Source organism: Caballeronia sp. ATUFL_F1_KS39 (genome assembly GCF_023630985.1).
Taxonomy (GTDB): domain Bacteria; phylum Pseudomonadota; class Gammaproteobacteria; order Burkholderiales; family Burkholderiaceae; genus Caballeronia; species Caballeronia zhejiangensis.
The window spans coordinates 1-13,980 of the sequence record NZ_JALQDZ010000017.1 but is presented as its reverse complement, the minus strand read 5'-3'; the positions used below and the strand labels follow the sequence as shown (position 1 = coordinate 13,980).

At 63.1% G+C, this 13,980-nt stretch carries 14 protein-coding genes and 1 pseudogene; 13 read left to right on the top strand and 2 right to left on the bottom strand.

What is annotated here, in order from left to right; genetic code table 11:
* Positions 1-121: 121 nt before the first annotated feature.
* The 7 genes from NCR93_RS10180 to cysM all read left to right on the top strand — a co-directional run bounded on the left by NCR93_RS10180 (position 122) and on the right by cysM (position 6,677).
* Positions 122-415, top strand: a complete 294-nt coding sequence (locus NCR93_RS10180; RefSeq protein ID WP_008342374.1) for a LapA family protein — start codon at positions 122-124, stop codon at positions 413-415.
* Between the two features lie 38 nt (positions 416-453).
* The gene (lapB, locus tag NCR93_RS10175; protein WP_008342373.1) at positions 454-1,629 is read left to right on the top strand and encodes a lipopolysaccharide assembly protein LapB; all 1,176 of its coding nucleotides are present in this window, start codon (positions 454-456) and stop codon (positions 1,627-1,629) included.
* Positions 1,630-1,711: 82 nt separating this feature from the next.
* Positions 1,712-3,115 (top strand): UDP-glucose dehydrogenase family protein, encoded by a 1,404-nt coding sequence (locus NCR93_RS10170; RefSeq protein WP_034472707.1) that lies wholly within the window; start codon positions 1,712-1,714, stop codon positions 3,113-3,115.
* On the top strand, positions 3,081-4,055 hold the full coding sequence (gene rfaE1, locus NCR93_RS10165) for a D-glycero-beta-D-manno-heptose-7-phosphate kinase (protein ID WP_175980383.1): 975 nt from the start codon (positions 3,081-3,083) through the stop codon (positions 4,053-4,055). The genes NCR93_RS10170 and rfaE1 overlap by 35 nt, the downstream gene beginning before the upstream one ends.
* A gap of 19 nt (positions 4,056-4,074) precedes the next feature.
* A complete protein-coding gene (gene rfaD / locus NCR93_RS10160) occupies positions 4,075-5,067 on the top strand; it encodes an ADP-glyceromanno-heptose 6-epimerase (RefSeq protein ID WP_008342370.1) in 993 nt (330 codons plus the stop codon).
* A 75-nt stretch (positions 5,068-5,142) separates the two neighbouring features.
* The gene (locus tag NCR93_RS10155; RefSeq protein ID WP_008342369.1) at positions 5,143-5,517 is read left to right on the top strand and encodes a ComEA family DNA-binding protein; all 375 of its coding nucleotides are present in this window, start codon (positions 5,143-5,145) and stop codon (positions 5,515-5,517) included.
* A 257-nt stretch (positions 5,518-5,774) separates the two neighbouring features.
* The gene (gene cysM / locus NCR93_RS10150; RefSeq protein ID WP_034472705.1) at positions 5,775-6,677 is read left to right on the top strand and encodes a cysteine synthase CysM; all 903 of its coding nucleotides are present in this window, start codon (positions 5,775-5,777) and stop codon (positions 6,675-6,677) included.
* A 73-nt stretch (positions 6,678-6,750) separates the two neighbouring features.
* On the opposite strand, the gene mltB is transcribed toward cysM, so the two are convergent.
* Positions 6,751-7,923: a lytic murein transglycosylase B gene (gene mltB, locus NCR93_RS10145; RefSeq protein ID WP_175980382.1), complete on the bottom strand. Its 1,173-nt coding sequence runs from the start codon at positions 7,921-7,923 to the stop codon at positions 6,751-6,753.
* A gap of 308 nt (positions 7,924-8,231) precedes the next feature.
* Here mltB and NCR93_RS10140 point away from each other — a divergent pair, with 308 nt between their 5' ends.
* Positions 8,232-9,155, top strand: coding sequence for a histone deacetylase family protein (locus tag NCR93_RS10140; RefSeq protein ID WP_008342364.1), 924 nt, complete (start codon positions 8,232-8,234; stop codon positions 9,153-9,155).
* On the opposite strand, the gene NCR93_RS10135 is transcribed toward NCR93_RS10140, so the two are convergent.
* Complete coding sequence (locus NCR93_RS10135) at positions 9,152-10,033, bottom strand: alpha/beta hydrolase (protein ID WP_034472700.1); 882 nt, start codon at positions 10,031-10,033, stop codon at positions 9,152-9,154. The two genes, NCR93_RS10140 and NCR93_RS10135, sit on opposite strands and share 4 nt — an antisense overlap.
* Positions 10,034-10,197: 164 nt before the next feature.
* Here NCR93_RS10135 and NCR93_RS10130 point away from each other — a divergent pair, with 164 nt between their 5' ends.
* The 5 genes and pseudogenes from NCR93_RS10130 to NCR93_RS10110 form a co-directional block, all read left to right on the top strand.
* On the top strand, positions 10,198-11,232 hold the full coding sequence (locus tag NCR93_RS10130; protein ID WP_008342360.1) for a methionine ABC transporter ATP-binding protein: 1,035 nt from the start codon (positions 10,198-10,200) through the stop codon (positions 11,230-11,232).
* Positions 11,222-11,875, top strand: a complete 654-nt coding sequence (locus NCR93_RS10125) for a methionine ABC transporter permease (RefSeq protein ID WP_008342358.1) — start codon at positions 11,222-11,224, stop codon at positions 11,873-11,875. The genes NCR93_RS10130 and NCR93_RS10125 overlap by 11 nt, the downstream gene beginning before the upstream one ends.
* Before the next feature lie 14 nt (positions 11,876-11,889).
* Entirely contained in the window at positions 11,890-12,684 is a 795-nt protein-coding gene (locus NCR93_RS10120) for a MetQ/NlpA family ABC transporter substrate-binding protein (protein WP_008342356.1), read from the top strand.
* Positions 12,685-12,859: 175 nt separating this feature from the next.
* Positions 12,860-13,609, top strand: coding sequence for an electron transfer flavoprotein subunit beta/FixA family protein (locus NCR93_RS10115; RefSeq protein ID WP_034472697.1), 750 nt, complete (start codon positions 12,860-12,862; stop codon positions 13,607-13,609).
* Between the two features lie 2 nt (positions 13,610-13,611).
* Positions 13,612-13,980: pseudogene (locus tag NCR93_RS10110) on the top strand (electron transfer flavoprotein subunit alpha/FixB family protein); the annotation flags it as partial.

Genomic DNA, 13,980 nt, shown 5'->3' with positions numbered 1-13,980 from the left:
CGACTGCCGGCGCTCGGGAGCATCAATTACAATACCGGTCACTTTGACCTGGGTGTTCAACCGCGCAGGCCCGGCCGAAACGGAAGGGCCGTCTGGTGCAACCGCTCTTGCGAGACCCTACATGAAATTCATCGTCTGGCTGATCCGCGTTCTGGTATTCGTGCTGTTGCTGGTGCTGGCGCTCGCCAATACCCAGCCCGCGACGCTGAACTTTCTCGCGGGCTACGCGTGGCAGGCGCCGCTTATTCTGATCGGCCTCGCGTTTTTCGTGGTGGGATTGCTCGCGGGGCTCGTGTCGGCTGTGCCGGCCAGGGTGCGTCTGCGCATGGAGAACGGGCGTCTGAAGCGCGAGCTGCGCGTCGCTCGCGAGACGCCGGTGGTGAAGGAAGAACCGCCGATGCCGCCGCTCATCTGACCTTTCGCGCAGACATCTGACACTCAACGACTAATCGCATGGATCTAGACTTCTGGTGGCTGCTTGTCATCCCCGTCGCTTTCGCGCTGGGGTGGATGGCGTCCCGCTATGACTTGAAAGCGCTGTTATCCGAAAATGCGAATCTGCCGCGCTCGTATTTTCGCGGCCTCAACTTTCTGCTCAACGAGCAACACGACAAGGCGATCGATGCGTTCATCGAAGTCGCCAAGCTCGATCCCGAAACGATCGAACTTCATTTCGCGCTCGGCAATCTGTTTCGCCGTCGCGGAGAGACCGATCGCGCGATTCGCGTGCATCAGAATCTGTTGAGTCGCGCCGATTTGCCGGTCGCGGAACGCGATCACGCGCTCTACGAACTCGGACAAGATTTTCTGAAGGCGGGCCTGCTCGATCGCGCCGAGGAAACGTTCAAGTCGCTCAACGCCGGCGAATATTCGCTCGGCGCGCAGCGCGCGCTGCTGACCATCTACGAGATCGAAAAGGACTGGCCGAAATCGATCGCGACGGCCGAGCAGATCGAAAAGATGGGCGCGCCCTCGCTGCATATGGAAATCGCGCATTTCCACTGCGAGCTGGCGCAGGAAGCGCTTCAGCGCAAGAATCCAGATGGTGCGCGCGCCGAACTGAAGCTCGCGCTGGCATCGAACCCGGACAACGTGCGCGCGACCATCCTGGCAGGCGATGTCGAAGCGGCCGCCGGCAACGTCGATGTCGCGATCGCGCACTGGAAGCGCGTCGAGGAGCAGAACGAGGCGTATCTGCCGCTCGTCGCCGAGAAGCTGATGAAGGCGTACGCCGCGCTCGGGCGCAAGGAAGAGGGCGTCGATCTGCTGATCGATTACGCGACGCGCTATCCGTCTAACGATCTGCTCGATGTCGCCTACAAGCACGTTCAAGAGTTGCGCGGTCTCGAAGCCGCGCACGAGCTGGCACGCAAGCAGATGCAAAGCGCGCCGAATCTCGCGGGCATGACGCGTCTGCTCGAGGCGCAGGAGGCGACGGCCGACGAGCCGCGCCGCGGCGAGCTCGAACTGATGCGTAATCTGGTGAAACAGCGCACTAAGAATCTGCCGCGTTATACGTGTCAAACTTGCGGGTTCCGTGCGCGTCTATTCTATTGGCAATGCCCCGGCTGCAGCGGCTGGGAGACGTACGCGCCGCGTCGCGTCGAGCCGATCACGAGCTCGGCCTGAGCCAGCGCGGCGAGCATGACATCGGGCGGCGCGCGAATGCGCCGCTTCTGCCACCGGCATTTCAGGAACAACCGGAAAGCGTATGAAAGTGACCATCGTCGGCACGGGTTACGTCGGTCTCGTAACCGGCGCGTGCCTTGCCGAAATCGGCAATGACGTGTTTTGCGTGGACGTCGATCCGCGCAAGATCGAAATTCTCAACAATGGCGGCGTGCCGATCCACGAGCCGGGCCTTCAGGAAATGCTGAGGCGCACGCGCGCGGCAGGCCGCATCCAGTTTTCCACCGACGTGAAAGCGAGCGTCGAGCACGGCGACATTCAATTCATCGCGGTCGGCACGCCGCCCGACGAAGACGGCTCAGCCGATCTGCAATACGTGCTCGCCGCCGCGCGCAATATCGGCAAGTATTCGAACGGCTTCAAGGTGATCGTCGATAAATCGACGGTGCCGGTCGGCACGGCGCTGCAAGTGAAGCGCGTCGTCGAGGAAGAGTTGCGGGCGCGCGGACTCGGCGAGTCGGAGAAGCACGGCTTCTCGGTCGTGTCGAATCCGGAGTTCCTGAAGGAAGGCGCGGCTGTGGACGACTTCATGCGCCCGGATCGCATCGTGATCGGCATCGACGACGACCGCGCGGGCAACCTCGCGCGCGAGAAGATGAAGCGCCTCTACACGCCGTTCAACCGCAATCACGAGCGCACGCTGTACATGGACGTGCGTTCGGCCGAGTTCACGAAGTACGCCGCCAACGCGATGCTCGCGACGCGCATCTCGTTCATGAACGATCTGTCGAATCTCGCGGATACCGTCGGCGCCGACATCGAATCGGTGCGGCGGGGCATGGGCTCGGATCCGCGCATCGGCTATCACTTCCTGTATGCGGGCTGCGGCTATGGCGGCTCGTGCTTCCCGAAGGACGTGCAGGCGCTCGCGCAAACCGCGCGCGAAAACGGCCACACGCTGCGCGTGCTCGAGGCGGTCGAAGCGGTCAATAACGATCAGAAGGAAGTGCTCGTCAACAAGATCGTGAAGCGCATGGGCGAGGATCTGCGCGGGCGCACGTTCGCCGTGTGGGGCCTCGCATTCAAGCCCAATACCGACGACATGCGCGAGGCGTCGAGCCGGCGCATCATCGAGGCGCTGCTGCAGCGCGGCGCCACGGTGCGCGGCTACGATCCCGTCGCGCGCGACGAGGCAGAGCGCGTGTTCGCGCTCGATCTCGCGGATCGCCCCGACGACTTCCAGCGCCTGCATCTCGTGAACACGCAACAGGATGCGCTGACGGACGCCGACGCGCTCGTCATCGTGACCGAATGGAAAGAATTCAAGAGCCCGGATTTCTGGCACTTGAAGAGCGCGTTGAAGACGCCGGTGATCTTCGACGGCCGCAATCTGTATGAACCGGAAGCGATGGCCGAAATGGGCATCGACTACTTTGCAATAGGACGTCCCCATGTCGAACTCGACCGCAACGGCAGCCACAACTAACGCCGATATTCCCGTCGTCCCGCTTGCGCGCGTTTCGGCGGCGCGCGTGCTCGTGGTCGGCGACGTGATGCTCGACCGCTACTGGTTCGGGGACGTCAACCGCATCTCGCCCGAAGCGCCCGTGCCGGTCGTGCACGTGCAGAAGAAGGAAGACCGCCTCGGCGGCGCGGCGAACGTCGCGCGCAACGCGGCGGCGCTCGGCGCGCAGGCCGGCCTGCTTTGCGTAGTGGGACATGACGAGCCGGGCGAGCGCATCGTCGAGCTGCTCGGCGAAAGCAAGGTCGCGGCGCATCTCGAGCGCGATCCCGAACTGCTCACGACCATCAAGCTGCGCGTGCTGTCGCGTCAGCAGCAGTTGCTGCGCGTCGATTTCGAGAACACGCCGAATCATGAAGTGCTGCGCGCGTGTCTCGAACGGTTCACCGAGATCCTGCCGCAGCACGACGTGATCCTCATGTCCGATTACGCGAAGGGCGGCCTCACGCACGTCACGCAGATGATCGCCGACGCGAAACGCGCCGGAAAGCCCGTGCTCGTCGATCCGAAGGGCGACGACTGGGACCGTTATCGCGGCGCGACGCTCATCACGCCGAATCGCGCGGAGCTGCGCGAAGTCATCGGCCAGTGGAAATCGGAAGAAGATCTGCACGAGCGCGTGAGGAAACTGCGTGCGGAGCTCGATCTTTCAGCGCTGCTCCTCACGCGCTCGGAAGAGGGCATGACGCTCTTCACCGAGGACCAGGTGCTGCACACATCGGCCGAAGCGCGCGAAGTGTATGATGTCTCGGGCGCCGGCGACACCGTCATCGCAACGGTCGCGACCATGCTGGGCGCGGGTGTGCCGCTCGTCGACTCGATGGTCTATGCGAACCGCGCGGCGGGCATCGTCGTGGGCAAGCTCGGTACGGCGACCGTCGACTACAACGAACTCTTCGCCTGACCTTATCTGAAATAACGCCATGACCATCATCGTTACCGGTGCAGCCGGCTTCATCGGCAGCAATATCGTCAAGGCGCTCAACGAGCGTGGCGAGAATCGCGTGATCGCGGTCGACAACCTCACGCGCGCCGACAAGTTCAAGAATCTCGTCGATTGCGAAATCGACGATTACCTCGACAAGACCGAGTTCGTCGAGCGCTTCAAGCGCGGCGATTTCGGCCGCGTGCGCGCGGTGTTCCACGAAGGCGCCTGTTCGGACACGATGGAAACCGACGGCCGCTACATGATGGACAACAACTTCCGCTACAGCCGCGACGTGATGGACGCGTGCCTCGCGCAGGGCGCGCAGTTCCTGTATGCATCGTCGGCGGCGACATACGGCGGATCGAGCCGTTTCGTCGAAGAGCGCGAAGTCGAGAAGCCGCTCAACGTGTACGGTTATTCGAAGTTCCTCTTCGATCAGATCGTGCGGCAGGTGCTGCCGAAGGCGGAAAGCCAGATCGCCGGCTTTCGCTATTTCAACGTGTACGGCCCGCGCGAAACGCACAAGGGACGCATGGCGTCGGTCGCGTTCCACAACTTCAATCAGTTCCGCTCGGAAGGCAAGGTCAAGCTCTTCGGCGAGTACAACGGCTATGCGGCCGGCGAGCAGACGCGCGACTTCATCTCGGTCGAAGACGTCGTGAAGGTGAATCTGTTCTTCTTCGATCATCCGGAGAAGTCGGGCATTTTCAATCTCGGCACCGGGCGCGCGCAGCCGTTCAACGACATCGCGTCGACGGTCGTGAACTCGCTGCGCGCGTTGAACGGCGAAGCGGCGCTCTCGCTCGCCGAACTCGTGCAGCGCGGTCTGATCGAGTACGTGCCGTTCCCCGACGCGCTGCGCGGCAAGTACCAATGCTTCACGCAGGCGGACCAGTCGAAGCTGCGCGCAGCCGGTTACGACGCCTCGTTTCTTACGGTTCAGGAAGGTGTCGATCGCTACGTGCGTTGGCTATTCGGCCAGCTATAAACGCGCTTCGAGCCTCTCTAAACTGGGTCTCACGGTTGGCGCTGGTGCCGGCCGGTTCTTCACGGAGACTCAGTCATGTTCAAGCAAGCACTCTCGTCGATCGCTGCGTTCGCGCTCATCTTTTCCATCGGTAGCGCGTTCGCGGCCGTCGACGTCAATACCGCCAACTCCGACGCGCTGCGCGGCATCAAGGGCATCGGTCCGGCGAAGGCGAAAGCCATTCTCGATGAACGTCAGGCGCACGGTCCGTTCAAGGACGCGAGCGATCTCGGCACGCGCGTCAAAGGCATGGGCGGCAAGACCGTCCAGCGTCTGGAAGCGGAAGGACTGACAATCGGCGCAACGACGAAGACCGCGGCCGTCGCCGCACCGCCTGGCGGCGCGAACTCGGCTGTCGCGACGCCGGTTTCGGCGTCCGCATCAGCTAAACCGGTCATTGTGAAGAAATAAGCACGGCCCGGAGGCGCGCCCTGGTGCGCGGCGCGCCATCGATCTCCTTCAGCCTTCGGATGTCTTGGGCTCCCCGCGGACGGCCTCCTCGCGGGGCTTTTTGCATGCGCGGACGGCGCGCGCGAGCGGCATTCCATCCGTGCAGCAGGGATGCGCCGGCATCGGCGGAACCGGTGGGCTACAATCGACGAATCCCTATATCAAAATCCGCGCGGAAAGGCAGTGTCGTCCGCGGGGAATCCGAATCGGCTCCGCATATGGCTTACATGACTATCGAAGACACGATCGGCAACACGCCGCTCGTGCAACTCGTCCGCATCGTCGACGATGAAATTCGCAGCCGCAACAACGTCGTGCTGGGCAAGCTCGAAGGCAACAATCCGGCGGGATCGGTGAAGGACCGGCCGGCGCTGTCGATGATCAGGAAAGCTGAAGAGCGCGGCCGCATCAAGCCGGGCGACACGCTCATCGAAGCGACGAGCGGCAACACCGGCATCGCGCTCGCGATGGCCGCCGCAATGCGCGGCTACAAGATGGTGCTGCTGATGCCGGAAGATCTGTCGATCGAGCGCCGCCAGAGCATGGCCGCGTATGGCGCCGAAATCGTGCTGACGCCGGTGACGGGCGGCATGGAATACGCACGCGATCTCGCCGATCAGATGCAGCGTGACGGCAAAGGCATCATTCTCGATCAGTTCGCGAACCCGGACAATCCGCTCGCGCATTACGAAGGCACGGGCCCGGAGCTGTGGCGTCAGACCGAAGGCCGCCTTACGCACTTCGTCTCGTCGATGGGCACGACGGGCACGATCATGGGCGTGTCGAAGTATCTGAAAGAGCAGAACGAAAAGATCGAGATCATCGGCGCTCAGCCGGAAGAAGGCTCGCGCATTCCGGGCATCCGCAAGTGGCCGGAAGCCTATCTGCCGAAGATTTTCGATCGCAGCCGCGTGGATCGCGTGGAGAACGTAAGTCAGGCGGCCTCCGAAGCGATGGCGCGACGCCTCGCATCGGTCGAAGGCATTTTCGCGGGCATTTCGTCGGGCGGCGCGTGCGAAGTGGCGCTGCGCATCGCGCGCCAGGTGGAGAACGCGACGATCGTGTTCATCGTCTGCGATCGCGGCGATCGTTATCTTTCGACGGGCGTGTTCCCGGCGTGATGCCGCGCATCCTGATCGCGCAATGAGAGAACCCCGGCGAGCCGGGGTTTTTTACGTCTGTAGCGGACAAACGTCACTGCGAATTCGCGCCCGTGTCGCCCGCGACCATGCGCGCCTTGACCGCTTCGCCAAGCTGATACACCGCGAGCGCGTAGAAGAAGCTGCGGTTGTAACGCGTCAGCACGTAGAAGTTCTTCAGCCCGAGCGTGTATTCGGTCGCGCGGCCGGGCGTGGGCAAATCGACGACGGTGAGCGGCGTCGGCGCTTCTGCGTCGATATTCAAGCCCGGCTCGTTGAGCAGCATGCCGGCCTTCGTCAGTTGCGCGAGCGACCATTTCGGTTCCGGCGCGCCATCGGCGGCGGCCTGCGCGATGCCCTGACTGCCGACATCGCCGGCGATGCGCCACACGACCGGCCGGCCCGGTTCCCAGCCGTTCTGCTTCAGATAGTTCGCCACACTGCCGATGGCGTCTGCCGGGCTCGTGCGCAGATCGATGCGGCTGTTGCCGTCGTAATCGACCGCGTATTGCACGATGCTGCTCGGCAGGAACTGCGGAATCCCGATCGCGCCCGTGTATGAACCGAGGACGGTCGTCGGATCGATCTGCGAATCGCGCGTCCACACGAGCAGGTCTTCGAGATTCTTGCGGAACGTCGCCATGCGCTCGACGCGGTTCGGCGTGTTCGGGTAATCGAAGGTGAGCGTGGTCAGCGCGTCGAGCGCGCGGAAGTTGCCCATGTACTTCCCGTAGATCGTCTCCACGCCGATGATTCCGACGATCACCTCCGGCGGCACGCCGAATTGCTCGGACGCGCGCTGCAGCGTCGCCTGATTCGCGCGCCAGAACTTCACGCCCGCGTTGATGCGAACCGGCTCGATGAAACGCCCCTGGTACGCGCGCCAGTTCTTGGCCTGCGGCGTGGGCGAAGGCAACACCAGTTTCGCCGCGGTCGCCGAATAGCTCACGCGCGCAAACAGATCGTGCAGCGCGGACGAATCGAAGTCGTAGCGCGCGACCATGTCATTGATGAACGCATCGACATTCGGATTGTTCGCGTAGCGCTGCGGCACGATCTCTTCTTCGAACACCTGCCCTTGCGGCGTCGCGGCCTGCGGCTGCTGCGACTGCGCAAAGGCACTGTTCCCGGAGAGAAAGCCGAGCGCGCAGACGAGGGAAGCAACGAGTGCGCGCTTTGCCGGCCTGGATGAAGCCGTGAAGACGAACTGAGCAAACTGGAAAGTCATAGTGTGCGTGGTTGGGGGCGGTTGGGGCGATGCCGGATGCGCGAGTGGCCAAAAACGCCTGTGAAGTCGAATCGATGCAACGATTCTCAACGGAACGCAACAGCCTGCAACATGCCGCGCGCAATCGCTCGGCCGGCAAGGCGTCGGGGCAGTATAACCGACGCTTCGCGCCCATATCGGCCATGTGCCCGGGCGAGGGCGGCCGTGCCGGACGGTGTGGTAACTTAACGTCAATTACGCGACAAGTGGTCGCGTATGACGAAAAAATACGAGACGAGAGCCGACGACAAGCGGCATTGCGAGACATCATGGCCACCGGCTTCTACTCCCACCCCGACTGCCTCCAGCACGACAACGGCCAATGGCATCCCGAGTGTCCGGCGCGCCTGCAGGCGATCGAAGACCAGCTGATCGCGAGCCGGATCGATTCGCTCATCGAGCGCGAGGAAGCGCCGCTCGCCGACGAAGCCGACCTCGCGCGCGTGCATACGCAGGCGCACATCGACTACATCAAGAGCCGCACGCCGGAATCGGGCCGAAGCGAACTCGACCCCGATACGTCGATGTGCCCCCAGTCCTACCGCGCGGCATTGCGCGCGGCGGGCGCGGCGGTCGCGGCCACCGATGCCGTCATCGAAGGCCGTTACGACAACGCGTTTTGCAGCATCCGGCCGCCGGGCCATCACGCCGAGCCCGCGCGCGCGATGGGCTTCTGCCTCTTCAACAACGTCGCGATCGCCGCGCGGCATGCGCTGGAAGTGCACGGCCTGCAGCGGGTCGCGATCGTCGATTTCGACGTGCATCACGGCAACGGCACCGAAGCCGCGTTCAGCGGCGATTCGCGCGTGCTGATGTGCAGTTTCTTCCAGCATCCGTTCTATCCGTTTTCCGGCGCCGACAATCACGCGGCGAACATGGTCAACGTGCCGCTCGCCGCGCGCACTAAGGGCATGCAGGTGCGCGAGGTCGTCGACATGATGTGGCTGCCGCGGCTCGAAGCGTTCAAGCCGCAGATGATCTTCGTCTCGGCCGGCTTCGATGCGCATCGCGAAGACGACATGGCGAACATGGGTCTTGTCGAGGACGATTACGCGTGGATCACCGAGCAGATTCGCGGCGTCGCGAAGCGCCACGCGCAAGGGCGCATCGTGAGTTGTCTCGAAGGCGGCTATAACCTGTCGGCGCTGGGCCGCAGCGTCGTTGCGCATCTGCGGGTGCTGGCGGAAATCTAGCGGGCGCGAGCGCGCGCGTAGTCCGCGCGCACGAGCGTCCAGTCGATCAGCTCGCGGATCACGCGCTCGCGGTCGAGATCGTTGAGCGTTTCGTGGGCGCTGCCTTCGTGGACGATGAGCGTGGTGTCGGTCGATCCCGCGTTGGCTTCGAACTCGCGGCTGCCGGCGGGATCGCAGATCGCGTCCGCGCTGCCGTGAAAGACGAGAAGCGGCAGCTTGATGTCGCCGCGCTTTTCCGCCACGCGCTCCATGCCGGCGAGAATCTGCGCGGCAGTGCGTGCGCAGACGGCTGCGTGATGCACGAGCGGATCGCGCTTGTACGCTTCGACGACGCCCGGCGCGCGCGACAGCAGCGCCGGATCGATGCTGAACGCGGCGACGCGCGGCGCGACCACGCCCACGATGCGGCTCAGTTTGGCCTTCCAGCGCGGCGTGCCCGGTCCGATCTTCAATGCCGGGCTCGACAGGATCAGACCGGCCAGCTTGTTCGCCTGCGCACGCTCGGCGGCGTAGAGCGCCGCGATCGTTCCGCCCATGCTGTGGCCCATCAAAAAGAGCGGCGTGCCGGCGGGCGGCGTGGCCGCGCACGCTTCGAGCAGGACATCGGTGTCGCGCAGATAGTCCGTGAAGACGCGAACCCACGCCCGTTCGCCCGACGACTTCCCGTGTCCGCGCAGATCGATCGCGATCAGTTCGATGCCCGCCGCGTTCAGCGCGGTCGCGAGCGCGTCGTAACGGCCCGCGTGTTCGCCGAGACCGTGGACGAGCGCGATCCGCGCGTTGAGTTCGATGCCCGGCGCGGGGTGCCAGCGATGCAGAAACAGTTCGACGCCGTGTCGCGTCGTGACGGCGCTCGTCGAATAGATAGTGCGTGACATGGCGCGGTAAATATCTCCACGTTATTAGCCGATCTGAAATCATTATTAAACAGAATGTAACGCGTCCTGTAAAATCCCCGCCACGATACAAACAGCTAAGAACGAGCGGCGGCCGGCGGCGCGGGTGGGTTCCACCCGACAAGCCTTCCGCCGTTTGCATTTTCATGATCGAAATACGCAATCTTTCGCAGCGTTTCGCGGGGCCCCGAGGCTGGGTCGAAGCGCTGCACAACGTCAATCTGACGATTCCCGCCGGCGAAGTGTTCGGCATCATCGGGCGCAGCGGCGCGGGCAAGAGCACGCTGGTTCGCACGATCAATCTGCTGACGCGGCCGAGCGAAGGCAATGTGATCGTCGACGGACGCGATCTCACGACGCTCGGCAAGGACGATCTGCGCGCCGCGCGCCGCGACATCGGCATGATCTTTCAGCATTTCAATCTGCTGAGCTCGCGCACGGTGTACGACAACGTCGCGCTGCCGCTCGAACTCGCCGGCAAGAAGCGCGCGGAAATCGAAGCGGCCGTGTTGCCGCTGCTCGATCTCGTCGGCCTCACGACGCACAAGGACAAGTATCCCGCGCAGATCAGCGGCGGACAGAAGCAGCGCGTCGGGATTGCGCGGGCGCTCGCGAGCAAGCCGACAGTGCTGCTCTCCGACGAAGCCACGTCCGCGCTCGATCCCGAAACCACGCGCGCGATTCTCGATCTGCTGCGCAAGATCAATCGCGAGCTCGGGCTCACCATCGTGCTCATCACGCATCAGATGGAAGTGATCAAACAGGTCTGCGATCGCGTCGCGGTGCTCGACGCCGGGCGCGTGGTCGAAGAGGGCAAGGTCGTCGATGTCTTCATGCAGCCGCATCACGAAGTCACGCGCGCACTGATCGGCGACGTGATCGCGCACGAGTTGCCGCCCGCATTGAAGGCACGCGTGATCGAGCGGCTCAAGACCGGCAGCGGTCATTTGCTGCGGCTCGCGTTCACGGGCTCGGGCGTCGATCAGCCGATTCTCTCGGAGACGATCCGCCGCTACGAACTCGATTTCAACATCCTGCACGGCCAGATCGACGAGATTCAGGGGCAGGCGTTCGGCTCGCTCGCGGTGCTCGCGGGCGGTCAGCCGGTGAAGATCGCCGAAGCGATCGAATATTTGCGCTCGCAGGGCGTCGTCGTGGAGGAGTTGTCCCATGTTGAGTGAAATGTTCGACATGTTCGTCCAGTCGTTCTGGGAAACGCTGATCATGGTCGGCATCTCGGGACTCGTCGGCGCGGCGGTCGGTTTGCCGCTCGGCGTGCTGCTCTATCTCACCGATCGCGACGGCGTGCTGCAGAACATCGGCGTGAATCGCGTGCTCGGCGGCATCGTGAATGCGGTGCGCTCGACGCCGTTCATCATCCTTCTCGTCGCGGTGATTCCGTTCACGCGGCTCGTCGTCGGCTCGTCGATCGGCACCGCGGCCGCCGTCGTGCCGCTGACGATCGCCGCTGCGCCGTTCATCGCGCGGCTCGTCGAGACGGCACTGCGCGAAGTGGATCGCGGACTCATCGAAGCCGCGCAGGCAATGGGCGCGACGACATCGCAGATCGTCTTCAAAGTGCTGTTGCCGGAATCGCTGCCGGGCGTCGTCGCTGGATTGACGATCACGTTCGTGTCGCTCGTCGGCTATTCGGCGATGGCGGGCGCGATCGGCGGCGGCGGTCTCGGCGATCTCGGCATCCGCTATGGTTATCAGCGTTTTCTTCCTGAAGTGATGATCACGGTCGTCGTGATTCTCATCGTGTTCGTGCAGCTCGTTCAGTCGTTCGGCGACTGGCTCGTTCGTCGTCTCAGTCACAAATAACCACTCAAGAAACCATGCAACGTCGATTCATTCTGAAGTTCGCCGCCGCGCTGTTGAGCGCAACGCTGTTCAACGGTGCCGCGCACGCCGATGAAGCCATCAAGTTGGGCGTGACCGGCGGCCCGCACGCGCAGATCATGGACGTGGTGAAGCAGGTCGCCGCGAAAAACGGGCTGAAGATCACGGTCGTCGAGTTCTCGGATTACGTGCAGCCGAACGCCGCGCTCGCCGCCGGCGATCTCGATGCGAACAGCTATCAGCATCTGCCGTATCTCGACGCGCAAGTGAAGGATCGCGGCTACAAGCTCGTCAAGGTCGCCGATACGGTGACGTTCCCGATGGGCATCTACTCGAAGAAGCTGAAGTCGCTGTCGGCGCTTGCCAACGGCGCGCGCATCGCGGTGCCGAACGATCCGACCAACGGCGGCCGCGCATTGCTGCTGCTGCAGAAGCAAGGTCTCATCAAGCTGCGCGCGGATGCGGGTCTGAAAGCGACGCCGCTCGATATCGTCGAGAATCCGAAGAAGCTGAAGATCGTCGAACTCGACGCCGCGCAGATTCCGCGCTCGCTCGACGACGTCGATGCCGCCGCCATCAATACGAACTTCGCGATGGAAGCGGGCCTGAAGCCGAAGTCGGACGCGATCGCAATCGAAGATCCACGCGGTCCGTATGTGAACATCATCGCGGTTCGCGCGGCCGACAAGGACAAGCCGTGGGTTGCGAAGCTGATCGCGGCGTATCACTCGCCGGAAGTGAAGCAGTTCATCGAAGGCAAGTACGCCGGCGCGGTGATTACGGCCTGGTAATCGTTTTCATGGTCGGATTCGGGTTTTCGTGGATATAAATAGAACGATCGTTCGATAAAATTCGGCTCATACCTATTGCACGATCGCCGACCCCACCCGCTTTTGGAGGGGTGATCTTACGCGCCACTCGTATAATGGCGCTGGGTTGACGTAATCGTAACTTTGGAGCGTGTGCATGAAAATTCTGGTGCCAGTCAAGCGCGTGGTCGACTACAACGTGAAGGTCCGCGTGAAATCGGATAACACGGGTGTCGATATCGCCAACGTGAAGATGTCGATGAACCCGTTCGACGAAATCGCCGTGGAAGAGGCGGTGCGTCTGAAGGAAGCGGGTGTTGCTACGGAAGTGATCGCCGTATCGTGCGGCGTGACGCAATGTCAGGAAACGTTGCGGACGGCGCTGGCGATCGGTGCGGATCGCGCGATTCTGGTCGAATCCGCCGATGAGTTGCAGCCGCTGGCGGTCGCGAAGATCCTGAAGGCATTGGTCGATCAAGAGAAGCCTGAGCTCGTCATCCTGGGCAAGCAGGCCATCGACGACGACTCGAATCAAACCGGCCAGATGCTCGCTGCACTGGCGGGTCTGCCGCAAGCGACGTTCGCATCGAAGGTCGTCGTTGCCGATGGCAAAGCCACGGTATCGCGCGAAGTCGATGGCGGCGCCGAAACGCTGTCGCTGAAATTGCCCGCAGTCGTCACGACCGATCTGCGTCTGAACGAGCCGCGCTACGTGACGCTGCCGAACATCATGAAGGCGAAGAAGAAGCCGCTGACGACGGTGAAGCCCGCCGATCTCGGCGTCGATGTCGCGCCGCGTCTGAAGACGCTGAAAGTCGTCGAGCCGCCGAAGCGCAGCGCGGGCATCACCGTGCCCGACGTGAAGACGCTGGTCGAAAAACTGAAAACCGAAGCGAAGGTGATCTGAACATGACGATTCTCGTAATTGCAGAACACGACAATGCGTCGATCAAGGCAGCGACGCTGAACACGGTTGCGGCGGCATCGAAGATTGGTGGCGATGTGCATGTGCTGATCGCGGGATCGAACGCGCAGGGCGCGGCGGATGCGGCGGCGAAGATCGCGGGCGTTTCGAAAGTGCTGCTCGCCGATGCGCCGCAACTCGCTGAAGGCTTGGCGGAGAACGTCGAAGCTACGGTGTTGAACATCGCGAAGGATTATTCGCACATTCTGGCTCCGGCGACCGCGTACGGTAAGAACGTCGCGCCGCGTATCGCTGCACACTTGGATGTCGCGCAAATCAGCGACATCACCGCCGTCGATAGCGCCGATACTTTC